Annotated in this window: 12 protein-coding genes and 2 pseudogenes; 5 read left to right on the forward strand and 9 right to left on the reverse strand. The window is 69.0% G+C overall.

Annotation, left to right across the window (positions count from 1 at the left end):
* A pseudogene (locus IEZ15_RS47670) lies at positions 1-89 on the forward strand (transglycosylase SLT domain-containing protein); the annotation flags it as partial.
* Positions 90-360: 271 nt separating this feature from the next.
* On the opposite strand, the gene IEZ15_RS28300 reads toward IEZ15_RS47670, so the two are convergent.
* Positions 361-1,155 carry an SDR family NAD(P)-dependent oxidoreductase gene (locus IEZ15_RS28300; RefSeq protein ID WP_189279938.1) on the reverse strand — a complete coding sequence of 265 codons (795 nt, stop codon included), beginning with the start codon at positions 1,153-1,155 and terminating at the stop codon, positions 361-363.
* A 597-nt stretch (positions 1,156-1,752) separates the two neighbouring features.
* Here IEZ15_RS28300 and IEZ15_RS28305 point away from each other — a divergent pair.
* Together IEZ15_RS28305 and IEZ15_RS28310 are read left to right on the forward strand one after the other, a co-directional pair.
* Positions 1,753-5,667, forward strand: coding sequence for a metallophosphoesterase (locus IEZ15_RS28305; protein WP_189279939.1), 3,915 nt, complete (start codon positions 1,753-1,755; stop codon positions 5,665-5,667).
* Positions 5,668-5,784: 117 nt separating this feature from the next.
* Positions 5,785-6,981, forward strand: coding sequence for a HupE/UreJ family protein (locus IEZ15_RS28310; RefSeq protein WP_189279940.1), 1,197 nt, complete (start codon positions 5,785-5,787; stop codon positions 6,979-6,981).
* Positions 6,982-7,058: 77 nt separating this feature from the next.
* Here IEZ15_RS28310 and IEZ15_RS28315 read toward each other — a convergent pair whose 3' ends face one another.
* From IEZ15_RS28315 to IEZ15_RS28340, 6 genes are read right to left on the reverse strand one after another with little or no spacing between them, the layout of a single operon-like run.
* Positions 7,059-7,823 carry an ABC transporter ATP-binding protein gene (locus IEZ15_RS28315; RefSeq protein ID WP_189279941.1) on the reverse strand — a complete coding sequence of 255 codons (765 nt, stop codon included), beginning with the start codon at positions 7,821-7,823 and terminating at the stop codon, positions 7,059-7,061.
* Complete coding sequence (locus IEZ15_RS28320; RefSeq protein ID WP_189279942.1) at positions 7,820-8,620, reverse strand: ATP-binding cassette domain-containing protein; 801 nt, start codon at positions 8,618-8,620, stop codon at positions 7,820-7,822. The genes IEZ15_RS28315 and IEZ15_RS28320 overlap by 4 nt, the downstream gene beginning before the upstream one ends.
* A complete protein-coding gene (locus IEZ15_RS28325; RefSeq protein ID WP_189279943.1) occupies positions 8,617-9,444 on the reverse strand; it encodes an ABC transporter permease in 828 nt (275 codons plus the stop codon). The genes IEZ15_RS28320 and IEZ15_RS28325 overlap by 4 nt, the downstream gene beginning before the upstream one ends.
* Positions 9,441-10,406: an ABC transporter permease gene (locus tag IEZ15_RS28330; RefSeq protein WP_114247940.1), complete on the reverse strand. Its 966-nt coding sequence runs from the start codon at positions 10,404-10,406 to the stop codon at positions 9,441-9,443. Before IEZ15_RS28330 ends, IEZ15_RS28325 begins: the two co-directional genes overlap by 4 nt.
* Positions 10,406-11,923, reverse strand: coding sequence for an ABC transporter substrate-binding protein (locus IEZ15_RS28335; protein ID WP_189279944.1), 1,518 nt, complete (start codon positions 11,921-11,923; stop codon positions 10,406-10,408). The genes IEZ15_RS28330 and IEZ15_RS28335 overlap by 1 nt, the downstream gene beginning before the upstream one ends.
* Before the next feature lie 47 nt (positions 11,924-11,970).
* On the reverse strand, positions 11,971-12,711 hold the full coding sequence (locus tag IEZ15_RS28340) for a DUF1684 domain-containing protein (RefSeq protein WP_189279945.1): 741 nt from the start codon (positions 12,709-12,711) through the stop codon (positions 11,971-11,973).
* Positions 12,712-13,328: 617 nt separating this feature from the next.
* Here IEZ15_RS28340 and IEZ15_RS28345 point away from each other — a divergent pair.
* Positions 13,329-14,306 (forward strand): annotated as a pseudogene (locus IEZ15_RS28345) (tyrosine-type recombinase/integrase).
* A gap of 132 nt (positions 14,307-14,438) precedes the next feature.
* Here IEZ15_RS28345 and IEZ15_RS28350 read toward each other — a convergent pair.
* Positions 14,439-15,374, reverse strand: a complete 936-nt coding sequence (locus IEZ15_RS28350) for an alpha/beta hydrolase family protein (RefSeq protein WP_229846153.1) — start codon at positions 15,372-15,374, stop codon at positions 14,439-14,441.
* A gap of 109 nt (positions 15,375-15,483) precedes the next feature.
* On the opposite strand from IEZ15_RS28350, the gene IEZ15_RS28355 reads away from it, so the two are divergent.
* Complete coding sequence (locus IEZ15_RS28355) at positions 15,484-16,074, forward strand: helix-turn-helix domain-containing protein (RefSeq protein ID WP_189279947.1); 591 nt, start codon at positions 15,484-15,486, stop codon at positions 16,072-16,074.
* 89 nt (positions 16,075-16,163) lie between these two features.
* On the opposite strand, the gene IEZ15_RS28360 is transcribed toward IEZ15_RS28355, so the two are convergent.
* The gene (locus tag IEZ15_RS28360) at positions 16,164-19,220 is read right to left on the reverse strand and encodes a Tn3 family transposase (protein ID WP_189279948.1); all 3,057 of its coding nucleotides are present in this window, start codon (positions 19,218-19,220) and stop codon (positions 16,164-16,166) included.
* Positions 19,221-19,240 lie beyond the last annotated feature (20 nt).

Raw genomic sequence — 19,240 nt, forward strand, 5'->3', positions numbered from 1 at the left:
TCACCAACCCCGTCGCCAACATCACCGCGGCCGCCAACTACGCCGCCCACCGCTACGGGTCGATCGACAACGTCAACTCCGCCTACTGAGCCACAGACTCAGCATCCCCCTCGCGAGCCAGGACCGGCACAGGCAGCAACACCGCTGCCCATGCCGGTCCTTCCGCAACTGGTGTGGCAGGCCGCCCGGCGGGGCTCGATGCAGCAACCCCCGGTTCCTCCGGCCGCCGACCGCCGGGCGTCGCAAGGACGGCGCTCGGGCCACCGCCGCCCGCTCGGCGACGCCTCGGCGATTCGAGGTACGTCGACGCACCGACGTCAAGGACATGGCTGATATGGAGATCCTGGCGTTCGTGACTTTTCAGGGGAGGATGGAGTCGACGTATCCACCGTCCGTGCGCACGGCCCCGCCGGTCGTGGCGGATGCGAGGTCGGAGCTGAGATATACGGCCATGTTGGCGATCTCCTCCGGCTCGATCAGCCTCTGCAGGAGCGACCGAGGCCGGTACTTGACCATGAACTCCCGCTGCGCTTCGTCCCAGGGAAGACCGGGGTCGACGAGTTCGTACACGAAATCCTCGACACCGCCGGTGTGAGTCGGCCCGGCGATAATCGAGTTGACGGTGACTCCGGTGCCGGCAGCGTCCTTGGCGAAGCCCCGCGTGACGGCGAGCAGGGCAGTTTTCGACACGCCGTAGTGGACCATCTCCACCGGGATGACCACCGCCGAATCGCTTGCGATGTTCAGGACTCGCCCCCAGGAGCGCTCCTTCATGGCCGGGAGGTAGGCGCGGATCATCCTGACGGCGGACAGGACATTCACGTCGAAGTACTGGCGCCACGCCTCGTCGCTGATCTCCAGGGCCGGGGTCGCCCCGAAGATGCCGAGATTGTTGACGAGGACGGCGACGTCCGGGGCCGCTTCGGTGACCTGACGGGCGCCGTCGTCGGTGGTGATGTCGCCGGGTGCGGCGATGAAGGCGTCACGGTCCGTCTCCTGCCGCAGCCTGTCGATGGCATCGTCCACGGACTGCCGGCGGCGTCCGTTGACGGCCACGCGAGCGCCGGCCCCGGCCAGCCCTGCGGCAATGGCAAAACCGATACCTTGCGTGGATCCGGTGACGAGTGCGGTCCTGCCGGTGAGATCGATGAGCACGGTTTCTCCTCAGTCACGTGGTCGGTGCGGATGTGGCCGTCGCCGCCGGCCGGTGCAATGGTGTTCGGACGCCGGGAGTCGGCGAGCGTGCGACGGGTGAACACACCCGACGTTCGGGGTGGGAACGGTCATGGCGTTGATCCTTCCGCGTCGAGGATCACCAGCGGCCGCACGGCGCGTACAGGGGATCGGGAAAGCCCCGAAGGGTGACGGCAGGTCTCCCGCGCGGGACGTCTCAGCGGACCCCCGCACATCGATCGCGCACGCGGTGAACAGCCCGGGCCGGGGCCGGAGATTCAGCCGGCCGAAGTCGTCCCGGCTGCGGACGGCCTCTGGACCCGCCGCGTGGGGTATGCCCTGGGACCGATGCCCGTGCAACTGCTCCGGCCGTGGCCGTGGACGGGGATCCTTCCGCTGATGGTTCACAGGTGATTCAACTCCGTTCACCTGCGCTGCCCAGGATTCGCCATGGGCATGTCGTACGTCTTCACGGCGTGCCCTTCACCTTGCAGCGATCAGGAAGGACGGCTGCTGATGCGGCCAGCAGAGCGGCGAACACGGCCGGGTGGCAGATCGGGCGGACGACGGCTCGCGGGGGTGACCCTCACCGCGCTGCTCCTCGTGAGCGGCAACCTGACGACGGCGTACGCCGATACCGGTGCGGAGCAGCGCACACCAGGGCGGAGCGGGTCGGCGGGCGGCACGAGCCTGCCGGTCCTCACCCCGGGCGACGGGGCGTATCTGGAGGGCACGGAGAAGGTCGCGGCCACGCCGACGCTCGCCGGTGACTCCGTGACGGGGCTCGCGGTCGACGGGAAGGCGATCGACGCCGAGCAGACGGTCGGGGTGTCCCGGCTCAGCTTCGACGTCGGGTCGAACTCGACGGAGGCCCGCTACCACAACTACGTGCTGGTCAACGGTGAGTACCGGGCCGACATCGGCGACCTCGTCAACGAGCGGGGCACGATCGAGATCCCGAACCAGCACCTGGTCAAGGGCGAGAACAAGATCGAGATCCTGGCCGGCGCGGTCGACAGCTCGTGCGGCGCCAACTACGACGACTTCGTGCTGTCCGACATCAGCCTGGACCTGCTCGGCGAGGTCGCGGACGGCGAGGAGAACGAATACACGTACTCCTTCGGCGACGGCAGCTGCGGTTCCAACACCTCGCTGCTGACGAAGGCCACGCTCAGCTTCTTCGTACTGGGCGACCCGCAGGGCACCACCGGACTTCAAGCCGACCTGGACACCGCGGAGTTCGCCAACGGCGAGCACGCCTTCACCGCGAGGACCGTCTCCGGCAAGACCGTCAAGAACACCGTGACGGTGAACAACGCCCCGGCGGGTGCCCCCCGGCTGCTGCCCAAGGACGGCACGCTGGTGAAGGGCCGGCAACCGGTGTTCGCGAACTTCCCGGCGGGTGCCGAGGGCGACGTCGAGTCGCTGACCGTGGACGGTGACACGCCCGTCACCGATCCGCACCTCGGCAACGGCGCGGCGACCTTCTCCTTCGACGTGGGGTCGAACTCGATCGACGACCGGAACGACAACTACCTGCTCGTCAACGGCAAGCGCGTCGACCTGGGCGGCACCTGGGTGAGTCAGCGGGTCGACATAGCCGTCCCGGCGCGCCACCTGGCGCCCGGTGACAACACCATCACGGTCGTCACGAGCTCGTACAAGGAGAGCTGTGGCAACAACCGCGACGACTTCGACATCGCGCGGCTCGCCCTCACCCTCGACGGCGCGACCGTCACGGGCCAGGACATCGCGGACTCGTACGCCATGGGCGACGGCACCTGCGGCAACAGCGACACCCGCCTGCGCGAAGTGGAACTGCACTACACGATCGACGCCCCGGCCGTGCGAGTCTCCGACACCCTCGGATCCGGCAACGCGACCCTCGGCTTCACCGTGGGCAGCAACTCGATCGAGGCCCGTTACCAGAACCACATCCTGGTGAACGGTCAGAAGCACGTGCTCGACAGCGACTTCGTCAGTCAGCACGTCGGCCTGACCTTCCCGAACGAGTGGCTGGTCCCCGGCTGGAACACGGTCGATTTCGTCACCGGTACGTTTCCGACCTCGTGCGGGGACAACCGCGACGACTTCGCCGTCTCCGACATCACCCTCACCCCGGCGAACGGCACCGCCACCGGCCGGATGGTCAAGGGCTCGTACAGCTTCGGCGACGGCAATTGCGGCGACAACGTCAACCCGCTGACCGAGATCGACCTCGAGTTCTTCGTCGAGGGTCCGGCCCAGGGCCTCCGCGCGGACCTCGACACCGCGGAGATCGACGACGGAAAGCACACCCTGGCCGCGACCTCGAAGACCGGCAGGACCGCGACCCGCGTCCTGGTCACCGACAACTCGGCGCCCCAGGTTTCTGCCAGCATCCCCGCCGCCGGCCAGAGGATCACCGCGTCGGTCGTCCTCGACGTCCGGCTGGGGGACCTCTCAGGCGTGGTGGACGGCCCGGACGTGAAGCTCGACGGCAAACCGATCCAGCTCGGCGCCTTTGTGGGTCCCGGTCTGTCCGCCGGCGAGCACACGCTGTCGGTGTCCGGAACCGACGGCGTCGGCAACAGCGGCACCCGCGAGGTGAAGTTCACTTCCGCCGGCATCCCGGACACCCCCGCCGACCTCACTCCGAAGTCCGGCACGACCGACGCGGACAGCAACGTCGAACTGTCGGCGAAGGTTGCCGAGCCCGACGGCGGCACGGTGAGCGCCACCTTCTCCGAGGCCGAGATCCTCACCCCCAACCAGGTGTACGTGGGAACGGCCACGTCCGTTCCCACGACGCTCAAGGTCAACGGCGAGAAGAAGGTGAAGGCCGACGGCCTCGCACCCGCCGACGGCAGGACGCTCGACGCGCCGGCCGCCGAGGACGTCACGTACCAGCGGTTCGACGTCCAGGTGAAGGGCCATGTCGACGCGCCGGTGCTGCGCTGGGAGGGCGTCATCGACCCCGAGCGGCTCGCCGCGCTGCGCGTGTGGAACACCGGGACGAAGCAGTGGGATGTCCTGACCAGCGCCCGCGGAGCCGCCGACGGCGACACCGTCCTGACCGCCGTCGTCGACCGGAAATACATCGACCGGCAGCAGGTCCACACCATGGTGACCGGCGAGGACCCCTTCGCCGACGACATCGACGCCGGTGACCCGAACGGGTTCGCCGACCCCGACTCGTACGACTTCTCGATCGTCCACTACACCGACACGCAGTACCTCTCCGAGGGCGCGGTTGAGCAGGAGACGCCCGAGGAACGCGCGGTCTGGGAGAAGGCGTACGGCGACGTCTCACGCTGGATCGCGGACAACAAGGACAAGCACAAGATCGCGTACGTCGCCCACACCGGCGACATCATCGAGAACAACATCCGCAAGCCCGTCGACGAAGCCATGCGGCGCCAGGTCACCGGAGAGCTGGAGGTGTCCTCGAAGCAGCAGAAGATCCTGGACGACGCGGGTGTGCCGAACGGTGTGATCGCGGGCAACCACGACAACCAGTCAGGCACCGAGAACGGTCCGGACGCGATCTACAACCAGTACTACGGGCCCGAGCGCTACCAGGCGCTCTCGAAGGGCTGGGAGCACGCCGAGTACGGAGGCCCCTGGCGCGCGGGCGACAACCAGAACCACTACGAGCTGTTCTCCGCCGGCGGCCTCGACTTCGTCGTGGTCGGCCTGTCCTACGGGGTGACGCGCGAGGAAGCCGAATGGGCCGACTCCGTCTTCAAACGCTACCCCGACCGCAACGGCATCCTGCTCTCGCACGACTACCTCGCCCCGAGCAGCAACCCCGACGGACGCGGCGCCAAGTTCTCCGCGCCGGACGGCTCGATGCTGTACAAGACGGTGGTCCAGGACAACCCCAACGTGTTCCTGATCCTCGCCGGTCATGAGCACGGCGTCGGCACCAACGTGAAGCCGAGGGTCGGCGAGGTCGGTCACGACGTCGTCGAGCTGCTCGCGGACTACCAGTTCTACACGGTGTCCGCGGACCGGCTCGGGCTCACCGAGATCGGCGGCTACCAGCCCGACGACCAGCTGCGGTTCGGCGCGAGCTTCTTCCGCATGCTCCAGTTCGACGTCGACCGGTCCGAGCTGACCGTCGACACCTACTCCCCGCTGCTCGACGAGTTCGGCGCCACCGAGTACGACACGAACCACCGTTACGACGGCACCGAGGACAACATGGTCCTCCCGATCGACCTCAGCACCCGCAAGACGACCTTCAAGACCGACTCGCTGGCGCTCTACAACCCCGTGAGCGTCATCGGGAGGACCAAGGCCGGCTCCGGTGAGGTCGCCTCGGTGAACTGGAAGGGGCTCAAGCCCGGCACGACCCACGCGTGGTTCGTCACGGCGCGCTCCACCGGCGGCGGCGTGAGCGCCTCCGAGCCGAGCGCCTTCGTGACCAAGGACGCCCATGGCCGGCCCGGCACCTGGGGACCGGACGTGCCCGCCTACCCGTGGTTCACGTCGTCCGCCGACCGGCGGTGACCGGTTGACCCGTAGGTAGCACCTGTTCGGCACCCACGCCCGACGTCCCGGATCCGAGCGGTCCGGGACGTCGGGCCCACCACTGCCCGGCCCTCGACAACGAGAACCGAGAACTCCATGCGCCCAGCCCCCTTGCCCCTGCCGGCGACCCTGCCCTCCTCCTGGCTGTCCCGGCTCCGGCAGCGCCGGCTGCCCGCCGCGCTCCTCACCACCGTCGCGGCCCTGATGGCCGTACTCGTCGCCGGCCTCGCCCACCCGGCCCCCGCCGCCGCGCACGACGCGACCTCGACCGCGTACGTCGAGGTGGAGGGCGCCGGAGCCCGTGCCGAGGCGACCCTCGACCTCGAATACGACCTGCTCATGAAGTCGGCCTGGCTGTACGCCGAGGCGTACGAGGCGAAGGACCGTGCGGAGCAGCTGCACCAGCTCGACACCCATGCCGAAGCGGTGACCGAGTACGTCACCGGACGCTTCGCCGTCACCCGCGACGGCACCTCCTGCACCCCCCGCCGCGTCGGCGACGCGGACGTCCGCACCCGCGGCACCCGGCCGTTCGCCGTCCTCACCCTGGCCTACGACTGCGCGGGTGGCGCCGATGGCACCTACACCGTCTCCAGCGCCCTGTTCCCCGACGCAGAGAGCTTCGTCCACAGCACGGAGACGATCGTCCACTACGACATCGACGGGCAGCGAGGCTCTCAGGTGCTGTCCGCCGCCGAGCCGGCCCTGGAGACCGGCGGACACCACGAGTCGCACCAGATAGTGGAGTTCTTCCTGCTCGGCACCGAACACCTGCTGTTCGGCCTGGACCACATCCTCTTCCTGCTGTCGCTGCTCATCGGCGCTCGCGGCCTGCGCGACATCGTCCTCACGGCGACCGCCTTCACGGCCGCGCACAGCGTCACGTTCCTGCTGGCGACCACGGGCGTGGTGAACGTGCCGGGATCGGTCGTGGAGCCGGTCATCGCGGCCTCCATCGCCGTTGTGGCGCTCGCGGGCGTCGTCCTTCGCGACCGGGAGGGGAGCGGACGCTGGCGGCTTCTGGCCGTCTTCCTGTTCGGCCTCGTCCACGGTCTGGGCTTCGCGGGCGCGCTCGGCATCGACGAGAGCTGGTCCTGGGAGCTGCTGCTGTCGCTGCTGAGCTTCAACGCCGGCATCGAGGCGGTGCAGTTGGGCATCATCGCCGCAGTGTTCCCGCTGCTGGCCCTCCTTCGCCGGACTCCCGCACACCGCTGGGCCCTGCCCGCCATGACCGCGCCCATCGTGATCGTCAGCCTGTACTGGGTCTGGGACCGGGTAGCAGTCGCGGCGTGACCTGGGTGTATTGATCACGGGCGTCGCTGGACCCGGGCATCGAAGAGATCCAGTCGTCGGAGGCACGCATCCACCGGTCAAGCGGGCAGTCGTGGCACGCTTTCGACGAGGCGACGCGTGTACGGGTGCGCGGGAGCGCCCAGCACCTGTGCGGTCCCACCCTGTTCGACGATGTGGCCGCTCTCCAGGACGGCGGTGCGTTCGCACAGCGAGGCGACCACCGACAGGTCGTGGGAGACCATGACGAGAGTCAGGCCCCGCTCCTGCTTCAACTCGTTGAGCAGATCGACGACCTTGACGCGAGTGGTGACATCGAGCGCACTGACGGGCTCGTCGGCGAGCAGCACTCGCGGGTCGCACACGGTCGCGCGGGCAATCGCGATGCGCTGGCGTTGGCCGCCGGAGAACTCGTGCGGATAGCGCTCAGCGGCGTCGGCCGGGAGGCCGACCCGCTCCAGGGCGTCGGCGACCTTGGGCCCGGCCGTGCTCCGGCTGTCGAGGCCGAGGGAGCGCAGTGGTTCGGACACGATGCCGCCGACGCGCTGACGCGGGTCCAGCGACGAGTACGGGTCCTGGAAGACGCACTGCACACTGCGCCTGAAACGCCGCATCTGCTCGCTGTTGCGTGGCTTCAGCTCTTCGCCGTCGAACCGGACGGTGCCGGTGGTTGCCCGGGCGAGCCCGAGGAGCAACCGCAGCAGAGTCGTCTTGCCCGCGCCCGATTCGCCGACGAGGGCGAGGCTCTGCCCGGTCTCGACGGTGAGGGAGATGTCCTCGACGACGGGCGCGGCGTGTCCTCGGTAGCTGAAGGAGGCTTCGTTCAGCTCCAGTACGGGCGTCATCGCGTGCTCCTCAGGTCCAGAGCTGATTCCAGCTGCCGTGCGCTTTCCACCAGCGCCTTGGTGTACTCCTCACGCGGGGTGCGTACGATCTCGCGGACGTCGCCCTCCTCGACGGCGCGGCCGTCCTTCATGACCAGAACGCGTTCGGTGACCCTCGCGACGACCGCGAGGTCGTGGCTGACGAAGAGGACGGCCATGTCCCGTTCCCGTACAAGGGTGTCGAGCAGGTCGAGCATGTCGGACTGCACGGTGACGTCGAGGGCGGTGGTCGGCTCGTCCGCGATGAGCAGCTTCGGCTCGCAGGCCAGTGCCATGGCGAGTGCGACGCGCTGGCGCTGTCCGCCGGAGATCTCGTGCGGGAAGGCGCGGGCGATGCGGTCGGGCTCGGGCAGCCGCACTTGCTCCAGCGCTGCTACGACAGCCCGCTTCAGCTCGGCGCCCTTCAGGCCTCGCCTTCTGCTCAGCGGTTCGGCGATCTGCCTGCCGACGCGCATCAGCGGGTCGAGCGCGGTGAGTGGCTCCTGGAAGACGATGGCGGCGTCCTGGCCGCGCACACCCGTGAGCTGCTTCTCGCTCGCGCCCACGATCTGGGTGCCGGCGAGCTCGGCGCTGCCGGTGACCGTCATCCCGTCGGGCAGCAGGCCGAGCACGGCGAGGGTGGTCAGCGACTTCCCGGAGCCCGACTCTCCGATGAGGCCCAGGCGTTCGCCGGGGGCCATGGCCAGCGAGAGGCGGTCGACGAGGATGCGCCCGTCGGCCGTACGGATCGTGAGGTCGCGTACGTCGAGGATGTTCACGCGCGCCTCCGCCGGGCCGCAGGGTCGAGGGTGTCGCGCAGTCCGTCGGCGATGAGGTTCACACCGATGACGAGCAGGACGAGAAGGATGCCGGGGGCCAGCGCGCCTGCCGGGGCCGTGGTGAAGGTGGCCTGCGCCTCCTGGAGCATGCGGCCCCACGAGGCGTTGGGCGGCGGCGCTCCCAGACCCAGGTAGGACAGGCCGGCCTCGGCCAGCACCGCGAGCCCGAACTGGAGGGCCAGGTTCACCACGAGCGTCGGCCAGATGTTGGGCAGTACGTGCCCGGCCACGATCCGCGGCCACGACGTGCCCGAGGTGCGCGCGGCCGTGATGTAGTCCTGTGCCAGGACCCGCTTGACCAGGATCCGCACCAACCGTGCCACGACCGCGCTCTGCGCGAGGCCGATCGCCAGCACGGCGGACCCCAGCGTGGCCGAGCGGGCGGCGACGATGAGCATGGCCAGCAGCAGCGTCGGGAAGGCGATCAGGATGTCGAGGAACGCGGAGAGCGTGTCGTCTATCCAGCCCTGCGCGAACGCGGCCAGCACACCCAGCGTGCCACCGAGGGCGGCCGCGATGAGGACCGATCCCAGGCCCGCTTCGAAGGCGATACGGGAGCCGGTCATCAGCTGGGTGAACAGATCGCGGCCGAGCTTGTCGGTGCCGAGGAGGTGGCCCGCACCGGGGCCCGTGAGCCGTCCGCCGGACGTGTCGTCGGCGGCGTACGGGAGCCAGAAGAGCGAGACCAGCGCAAGCACGGCGATCAGGCCGGCCAGGACGCATCCGACGGTCAACGTGTACGAGCGCTTCGTCGACCGCTTCATCGGGCACCTCCCGAAAGCCTGCCGCGCAGCCGCGGATCGATGATCCGCTGTGCGAAGTCGGCCGCGAAGCCGATGATCAGCACCGCGAGCGTGGAGACGAACAGCACGCCCTGGATGACCGGATAGTCGTGCTGCGCGATGCCGGTCGCGAGCAGGGAGCCGAGACCCGGGAGCGCATAGACGGACTCCACGACCACCGCGCCCAGCAGTGTGGACGCCAGCTCGATGCCGAGGATCGAGATCACCGGTACGGAGGCGTTGCGCAGCCCGTGCCGCCACATGGCCTGCCCGAACGACGAACCCATGGCTCGCGCGGTGCGCAGGTAGTCGCTGCCCAGTACGTCGAGTGAGGCCGACCTGACGTAGCGGATCAGCGAGGCGCTCATCACGAGCGCGATGGTGATGACGGGCAGGGCGAGTGAGCGGATCGCCTCGGCCGGCTGTGACCAGCCGTCCTGCGGGAAGCCGCCCGCGGGAAGCCAGCCGGCGTTCAGGGCGAAGACGGCTATGAGGATCATGCCGAGCCAGAACACGGGGACGGCGATGCCCAGTTGGGACACTCCGTTGAGCAGCGCGCCGTACCAGGTCCGGCGCCGGTGCGCGGCCACGAAGCCGACCGGAACGGCGATGAGCACCGCCAGGACGAACGCGGCCAGGGTGAGCGGGACGGTGACGTTCAGCCGAGAGGCGATCTCGGGCCCGACCGGCAGCGAGCTCACGAACGACGTACCGAGGTCACCGCTCGCCAACTGCCCGATCCAGTGGACGAACTGCTCGGGCAGCGGCTTGTCGGAGCCGATGGAGTGCCGGGCCGCCGCGATCTGCTCCGGGCCGGCGCCCACCGAGGTGAGCGCGTTGGCGGGGTCGCCCGGCAGCATCCGCAGCAGGGCGAACAGGACCACGCTCGCGAGCGCCAGCGACACCAGCAGGAAGGCGAGACGGCGCAGGAGATACCGGCCCATCAGCCCTTCTTGATGTCGTAGGCGAAGAACTGGGAGTTGAGGCCGTTGACCGGGTAGCCGGACAGCTTGCTGTTGGCCACGACGATCTGCGGGTACAGATACAGCCAGTCGCTGGCCGCGTCCTCGGCGGTCTTGCGGTTGACCTTCTTCAGGAGTTCGGTCTGCTCGGAGGTGCTGGACGCCTGCTCGGCCTCCTCGACCCACTGCGTGACCTGCTTGTTGTCGTAGCCCCAGTAGAAGTCGGGGTTGCCGTACCAGACCAGGTCGCGGTCATTGACGTGTTCCTGGAGCGTCGCCGTGAAGTCGTGGTTCTTGTAGACCTTCGTGTACCACTCGTCCGGCGTGATCGTGTTGATCTCGACGGTGATGCCGACCTTGGCGAGCTGCGACTTGATGAAGGTCGCGGCGGTCGGGTGCGGGTCGTAGTTCGGGGTGTCGAGGGTGAAGCTGAAGCCGTTCTCGTATCCGGCCTCGGCGAGCAGCTTCTTGGCGCGCGCGGTGTCGTACGCGTTGACCTCGGTGAGATCCTCGTACCACGGGTCGGTGGGGGGCACCATGGAGCCGATGGGCTTGCCGTAGCCGCCCCAGACCGACTCCAGCAGCTTCTTGTCGTCGATGGCGGCGGAGACGGCCTGGCGGACCTTGACGTCCGTGAAGGGCTTGGCCTTGTCGTTGAAGGCGAGCAGCAGCTTGGTCGTCGAGTTGCCGTCGTTGACCTTGTAGTTCTGGTTGCTCTTGAACTGGTCGAGGGCGTCGGGCGACTGCTCGCTCGTGACGACATCCACTGCGTTGGTCAGCAGCGCGTTGTTCAGCGCCGTGGCGTCCTTGTAGTAGTGGAAGACGACCTGCTTGTTGGCGGCCGCGTCGCCCCAGTAGCCGGCGAACCGGGCGAGGCTGAGAGCGGAGCCGCGGGTCCACTTGTCCAGCGTGTACGGGCCGGTGCCGTCCTCGTCCGTCTTGAGGCCCTTCGCGTCGGAGTTGATGATCCACACGTAGGAGAGGTTGTAGACGAAGGAGATCGACTTCTTCGACAGCTGGACCTCCACCGTGCGCGGATCAGGCGTCTCGACGGATTTGATGACCTCGAGATTGCTCTTGCGCGCGGACTGCGAGTCCTTCGCGATCACCTTTTCGAGGCTGTACTTGACGTCCTGGCTGGTGAGCTTCTTGCCACTGTGGAACTTCACACCGTCGCGCAGGGTGAAGGTGTACGTGAGTCCGTCGCCGCTGACCTTGTAGTCCTGGGCGAGCAGATTCTCGACCTTGCCGTTGTCGGTGAGCTTGAACAGCCCTTCGTACACGTTGCCGTTGAGTGCCTCGGTGACGCCCTGGCCGCCGCCTGCGGTGTTGTCGAGATTCTGCGGCTCGTAGAGCGAACCGATGTTGATTGTGGCGTTCTTGTCGTGCGCCCCTCCGGCGGCGCCGCCCGCGTTGGAGCCCCCGCCGCAGGCTGTGAGGGTCAGGGCGAGGGCGGCGGCGGTGGCCCCGCCGTACAGGGAAGTCTTCTTGATGCTCATGAGGAGTACGCGCTTTCGTGCTGCGAGGCGGGGGAGTGCGGGGTTGATCAGTGCTGCGCGGGGAAGCCGTCGCGGAAGACGGGCCGCTTCTCTCCGGCCTCTACGGGCAGGTGGAAACGGTTCTGCCGCGGCGGCATCGGACAGTTGTACTGGTCGGAGAATCCGCAGGGCGGCACGAAGGCACGGTTGAAGTCGAGCAGGACGCGGCCTGCGCCGGTGTGGGTGACGAAGAGGAAGCGCCCGGCACCGTAGGTGGTGTCGCCGTTGGTGGGGTCGCCGAAGACGAGCAGTAGGGTGCCGTCGTCGTCGAAGGCGCTCAGTGTGTACTCCCGGCCGTCCAGGGTGAGCTCGATGTCGCCCGGCACGACGAGGTCACGGGTGCCGCCGTTGTCCCGGATGTGCTCGAACCCGACCCGCCTGGCACCCGACACCGGGGTGTACGCGGCCTCCAGTACCCAGGCCGGGTCGTACGGGAAGACATCGGTGCGATCGAAGTTCTGGATCGCGGGGGACTGCGCGTCCCAGAAGCGGAGACCGTACTCGGGCTCGCCGGTGACGAAGTCGGTGCGCTCCACTGTGGTGACGGTCACAGAATCCGGCGCTCCGGCACGGGCCGCATCGAGGTCGGGGCGCTCACCGGCCGGGGCCCAGCGGGTCTCGACGAGGGCGAGATTCCCCACGGCCGAGGTGACAGAGCGCCGCCGCTCGGCGCGCCATGCCTCCCAGTCCCCGGCGGGGTCGGACGGCTGGTCGGGCACTACAGCGGCGTGGGACACGGCATTACTCATTCACGTAGACGTACGTCGGCTGTCACGCCTCGAATGTCACGCTGCGTGAACTTCAACCCAAAGGACCTTCTTTATCTTTCATAAGGCGAGCTAATGTCAAATTTGGCTGAATAGTGAGACCGGGGCGGAGTCGGTGGCCCGAGCCAGCCGCCGGTGGCCAGGCGGCAGCACTCGGCCGAGCCGTGCGAAGCCGAGCCGCGGCTTGTGCCGGAGGAGCCCGCTGGGCGCTCGCCCTCCCTCGTGTGCGGACGGAGCTCAGCTGTTGGAGCGCAGCGCACACACGAGCGACTTCGTGACCTTTTCTACCGGGCTCAGCCCCGGGTGCGCGTGGCGCGAGGTCTTCCAGGACGATGACCCGGCAGCCACTTCGGCGGCCGTGGCGCCAGGGGCAAGGCCGATTCCGACATCGTCGGGGGTCGAGGAACATCGGAACGAGAACCGGCGCTAAGGATCTGTCGGTGCTGGTGGGCGGCTGACGGAGTGTCGGGGGCCGGGCCCATCTGAAGTCGTTCCACGGATAACGCCCTATTATCTGCGGGACGGCTGATCGCGACCTGCGGGAACGGCCGCCAGGCCGTACATGAAGCGGCCCTGTTATCTGCGGCAAGGGGGAAACGGTGCCCGCCGTCATACAGCTGCCCGCCGGGAAGGCGCTGACCGTCCGCGCGGCGGCCGATGTCTTCCTCGACTCGCTCGGCAACCCGAACACGGTCCGCAACTAGGGGATCGGGGTGGGCAAGACCGCCGAGCGGCTCGGCGAGGGCCGGCCACTGGCGTCCGTGGCGGACGACGAGATCGGCGAAGCACTGGAACTGCTGTGGGGCACCTCCGCGGTGAACACCTGGAACGCCCGGCGCGCGTCGGTGCTCTCGTGGCTGGGGTGGTGCGGTGAGCGAGGGTACGACGGCCCGGCGGTCCCGGCCTGGGCGAAGCGGCTTACCCCGCCGGACTCCGAGACGCCGGCCCGCTCGAGAATGGCGATCGACCGGCTGATCGCGCGGCGGGAGGTGCACCTGCGGGAGAAGACGCTGTGGCGGATGCTTTACGAGACCACCGCCCGCGCCGAGGAGATCCTGGGCGTCAACATCGAGGAGTTGGACCTCGCCGGACGCCGGGCCCCGGTGAAGGGCAAGGGCGCCCGCCCTCGTACGCGTCGCCGCGGCGCAGTCCGCGAGGACTTCGTCCTGGAGACGGTCTACTGGGACGCCGGCGCCGCCCGGTTGTTGCCTCGCCTACTCAAGGGGCGTACGCGCGGCCCGGTGTTCGTCACTCATCGCAAGCCCGGCCCCGGCAAGGTCGTCAGCCCGCGCGATATCTGTCCGGACACCGGGCTCGCGCGTCTTTCGTACGGGCAGGCCCGGATGTTGCTGGACGAGCACACCGCCCTCGGTGGTGGGCCGGGCACGGGCTGGGATCTGCATGAGTGGCGGCACTCCGGCCTGACCCACCTCGGCGAGGGAGGGGCGAGCCTGCTGATGCTCATGGCCAAGTCGCGGCACAAGAAGCCGGAGACCGCCCGACGCTATTTCCACCCTTCCGCAGAGGCGATCGCCGAGGTCATGAGTTTGCTCGCGCCCGGCGACGGCAGGCGTTGAGTTCGGCGATACCCGGCCTGTCGGCGCTGTCGCGAGGGCGAGCGGGGCGCATCCCTCGGTGCGCGGTGTCGGCAGTGTGCTGGTGCCCCGCCTGGAGGCTGCCGACCGCTGGTTCACAGGCGGCGCGAACGCTCATCCCTGGCCGTGGCTCAGCCAGTGGGCGATGTCGGCGATGACGGCGGGGTCGACATGCTGCGGAGTTCCATATTCGGCGGGGGTGGATGGTCCTGCGCCGGGGAAGAACAGGTGGTTGTCGGCTTCGTAGACACGGATATCGGCTTCCGGGCGGCCGACCAGGCCCGTCCGCCATCGCACGAGGTCGTTGGCGACGGTGACCTGGTAGTCGCGTCCTCCTTGGAGGATGAGCATCGGCTTGCTGAGTCCGGCCGCGATCGCGACCGGGTCGTAGTCACGCAGTTCGAGCCAGTACGGCGCGGACAGGCCGAACGGCAGATCCGCTGCGGGGGTCGAGGGCGTGAGTTCCGCGCTGTCGACCAGGGCGGCCTGCCGCTGGAAGGTCTCGATGACCTCGGGTGGGACCTGGTCGGGGAGCACGGTGGCGAGGTAGCTGACGACGCGGACAGCGGCGTGGTGCATCGGCTGCGTGTCACCGGCCATGATCACGAGGCCCGCCACCGCGGGTGCGGCGACGGCGACGGCGGGGGCAACCTTGCCGCCCATACTGTGGCCGAGGACGAAGACCCGCTCGGGGTCCACCGAGCGGTGGCCACGGAGCAGGTCGACCGCGTCGACGGCATGCGGCACGTATTCCTGCGTCATCGTCAGGTCCGATGCCGCAGCCACATCGCGGTGGGCGTAGGTCGCCTTGTCGAAGCGCAGCACTGTCGTCCCGCGGCTGGCGAGCCCCCAGGCCAGGTCCTTGAGCGGTTTGTTCGGCCCGCTGGTCTCGTCGCGGTCGAACGGTCCACCACCGGCGAGCAGCACCACGCCGGGGCCGGGAGCCTGCCCGCGGGGGACGCTCACCGTGCCTGACACCGCGAGTGGGCCGGTGCCGACGGTGACCTCGTACTCGCTGAAGCGGCCGGGCTCGGCATAGGGCGGTGGCATCCAAGCGAGTTCTGAGCCGGGCATGGACTCTGTCACAGCGCCGTCAGGCATCCCATCACAACCTTTCTCAATGAATGCGAACGGTAGCATGGCGTGAGATCATTGCAGGATGGATGCTTTCGAACTCTTGGCCCACCCGGTGCGGTTGCGAGTGGTTCATGCGATGCGCGGCGGCAGGGAACTGACCACCGCCGAGCTGTGCGACCGCATCCGGGACGTCTCGAAGGCCACGGTCTACCGGCACGTCGACCTGCTCGCAGCCGGCGGGGTCCTGGAAGTCGCCCTGGAACGACGCGTGCGCGGCGCCGTCGAGCGCCGCTACCGGCTGCGCCGCGACCGCGCGGGGATCAATACGGACACGGCCAATTCACTCTCGCTCGACGACCATCGCAGCGCATTCGCCGCCGCTCTGGCGGTCCTGACTGCCGAATTCACCGCGTATCTCGACCGCGACACGGCCGACCCGGTAGCCGACCTGGTCGGCTACCGGCAGCATGCCGTCTGGCTCAGCCCTGGGGAACTGCACGGGATGATCGACGGGATGCGGGAGGCGATCGCCCCACACCTGGCCAACGAGCCATCACCCGACCGCACGCAGTACCTGATCAGCCCGATCCTCTTCCCCGTCGAAGCGCCGCCGACCGAAACCGGCACCGATAACACCGCCGCGGGCAGCCAGAGCCCGGGACCCTGTAGCTGAGCAAAGTCCACCACTGTCCCCGTGCCCGGTTTGCCCCGAGGCCCAAGCCGCACGGCCAATTCCGCCACCGAGAAGGCTGATGCACCTCCCTACGCATCATCGGTGGTATCGGGGGCCCGCAGCGGGCGCAGGCCGCCAGGCAGGTCGGGCAGCTGGAACGAGTACCGACCGAGCATGTTGACGTGATGCCGCACGAACGGGGACAGACGGGCCACGTCCTCGTCGCGGACGTCGAACCCGTCCTCTCGTAGCTGCTGTACGGCGGCGTCCATGTACCTCGTGTTGAACAGCACGAGCGCATTGAGGACCAGGCCGAGCGCCCCGATCTGGTCCTCCATGCCGTCCTGGTAGCGCTGGTAGAGCTGCCCCGCCCGCCCGTGGAAGATCTTCCGGGCGAGCGCGTGGCGGCCTTCCTGGAGGTTGGCCTGCACCTTGATCTGCCGCCGGTAGCCGGGCTCGTCGGCCAGGCGCAGGATGTGCAGGGTCTTCGCGATCCGCCCGTAGTGCGCGATCGCGTCGCCGAGCGGGGTGGGCCGGCCATCGCGGGAGAGCATCCGGATGACGTCGTAGGCGCGGACGGCTCCGGTGTGGATGGAGCCGATGATCCGCAGGATGTCCTCCCAGTGCCGCTCGATCCGGGCGAGGTCGATCCGACCGCGGGCTGCGTCCTGGAAGGCTCCGTAGTCGGCGGCACGGTCGATGCGCCACATCTTCTGATCCGGCAGGTCCGCGAGCTGCGGAGCATAGGCGAACCCGGCCAAGGTGAGGAGGCCGAAGACGATGTCGCTGTACGAGGCGGTGTCGGTGACGATCATCTCGGGGCGCTTGCCGCCGTCGCGGTCGTAGAGAACGTCCAGCACGTACAGCGAGTCGCGCGGGGTGCCGGCCACGACCTTCCCGCCGAGCCCGGCAGCCTGGTCGTTGATCATGTTGAGCCAGGTCGCGCCGCCCCGGCGCCCGAAGTACTTCGGGTTCGGCCGCGCGTACACCGACGGCACGGGCACGACGAACCGCATCCCGTCCACCGAGGCCACCAGGCCCCCGCCCCAGCTCTGCGCGAGGCCGATGGACGCCTGGTGACTGATGAGGGCGGCGTTCGCGGCCCGGTAGGTCGCCAGCCGCAGATACGTCTGGTCAACGTGGGACAGCCGCCCGTACTTCAGCGCGTCCACGCTGCCCAGAACTGGGGTGTAGCCGACGTTGCAGCCTTGGGCGACCAGCAGCGCGGCGATCGTGACGTGCAGGTCCCGCAACCGGGCCTCGCCGCCCGTGATCGACGTGAACGCCTGGTCGGCACCGGTCCAGGAGAAGACCTCCAGCAGCACTTCGGGCAGGTCCACGCGCGGCAGCATCGCGTTGACCGCAGCCCGCAGATCCAGCAGGGAGGCCGGTTTGGGCTCCGGCTCCAGGGCGGCGAAGTGCAGTCGCCCGTCATCGTCGAAGACGATCTGCGCGTTGTCCGGGGCGCGGCCGGCGACCTCCTGGTAGGTGCCGTCCAGCAACGCGGCCCGCGCCGCCAGATGCCCGCCGGCCTCCCCGGGCAGGTTCAACGAGGCCAGGACGGTCGGCCTTGCCTGCTGCCACGCCTCGCCGGCCAGCAGCTTCGCCCGCGGGTCACCCCACTTCGATGAGTTCCTGGCGAAGACCTGCTTGCTCCGCAGCATCCGGTGCAGGTGCTCCAGCACGCAGAACGTGTACGCCTTCCAGTCCACCGTCCCCGGCTCCAGATGCGGCGCCGACAGGACCAGACGACGCCATGATCCGGTCAGCAGACCGGCGTCGATCTCGGCCGGGCCGACCTTCTTGCGGCCCATCAGCTCCGGCAGCGACAGCAGCACGCACAGCACGGCCTCGCCCTCCGGGGTGGCGTCGAAGTCCACCACGGCGACCAGCAGCCGCAGGAACGGCCGGACCGTGCCGAACCGGTTGACCAGCATCGCCCGCCATGCCTCGTCGGCGTCCGAGTCCAGCGGCGGAGTCAGCTCGAACAGCGCGGCGATCGCCGCGGCCAGCTCATGCCGGGGCACCACCTGCTCGATCGCCGCCCACATCCCCTCCAGGCTCTCCACCTTCGGCGGGGCGATCTCCCCGGTGTCAGTGTCGACCTGCTCGCTCGTGGTGTCGAACACCACCTGAAACGCGGTCGCCAGCTTCGCCGACGCCCGCTCCACCCTCGGCAGGGTCTTCAGCTTCTCCTTCGCGCTCTCCCGCTCCGCCCTGGCCAGCAGCTTCGTCGCGATCAACACCTCCAGCAGGTCCAGCGCGGCGTCCACCGCCCGCGAAGTCAGATAGACCGTGGTGGCCAGCAACGTCGCGAGCCGCCGGGCGTCCGAGTGCCGGCGGAGCAGCGACGCTTTGCCGTCCACCCCGTAGCGCGACAGCTCCGCCAGCCGCCGCGGCGGTATCCCCGACACATCCAGGGCACCCATCCCGAGCCCGGCGATCTCCTCCGCCCGCTCCAGCGCCCGCCTCATCTGCGGCCCCGACACCCGCACCGGCCCGCGCCGCAACCGGTCCAGCTCCGAGACCCGCTCACCCGGCGGCACGGTCAGCAGGGAATCCAGCACAGCCCGCTGCCCCACGCTCAGCATCCCGTACAGGGTGTCCCACAGCCGCTGGTTCGCCGCCTCCCGCACCGAGGCCACCAGCCTCGTCAGCGTTGTCACCCCCGGCAGTAGCACCCGCCGCTCACGCAGCCAGCCCGACGCCGCGTCGAACAACGCCTTCGGCCCCTCGCCCGTCGTCCACGCCCGCGCGTCCACCCGCTCCCGCAGCTCCCCCTCCGCCTCGGCGAACTCCCGGTACTCCAGAACCCGCCGCAGCTCGCGCACATGCTCCAGCCGGGTGTTTTCCCACTCGCCGTACACCTTCAGCACCGACGGATCACCGATGTCGAGCTGCTCAGCGAGGTAGTCCACGACCTCCGGCGGCACAGACGTCGGGTCGTCCAGGAACACCCCGAGATAGCGCGCGGTCGTGAGCTGGGCCGCAAACCCCAAGCGGTTGTGGGCCCGCCTCTTGGACTCGATCAGCTCCCGGTCCGCGTCGTCCAGGAAGAAGAAGCGCTCCAGCTCCGTACGGGACGGCGCCCCGTGATACGCCGCGTACGCGGCAGCCTGCTCATCCGTCAAAAACTCGACCGGCACCCCGGACCTCCAAACAGTCG

The sequence above is a fragment of the Streptomyces atratus genome (assembly GCF_014648655.1).
In the GTDB taxonomy this organism is placed as follows: Bacteria; Actinomycetota; Actinomycetes; order Streptomycetales; family Streptomycetaceae; genus Streptomyces; species Streptomyces atratus.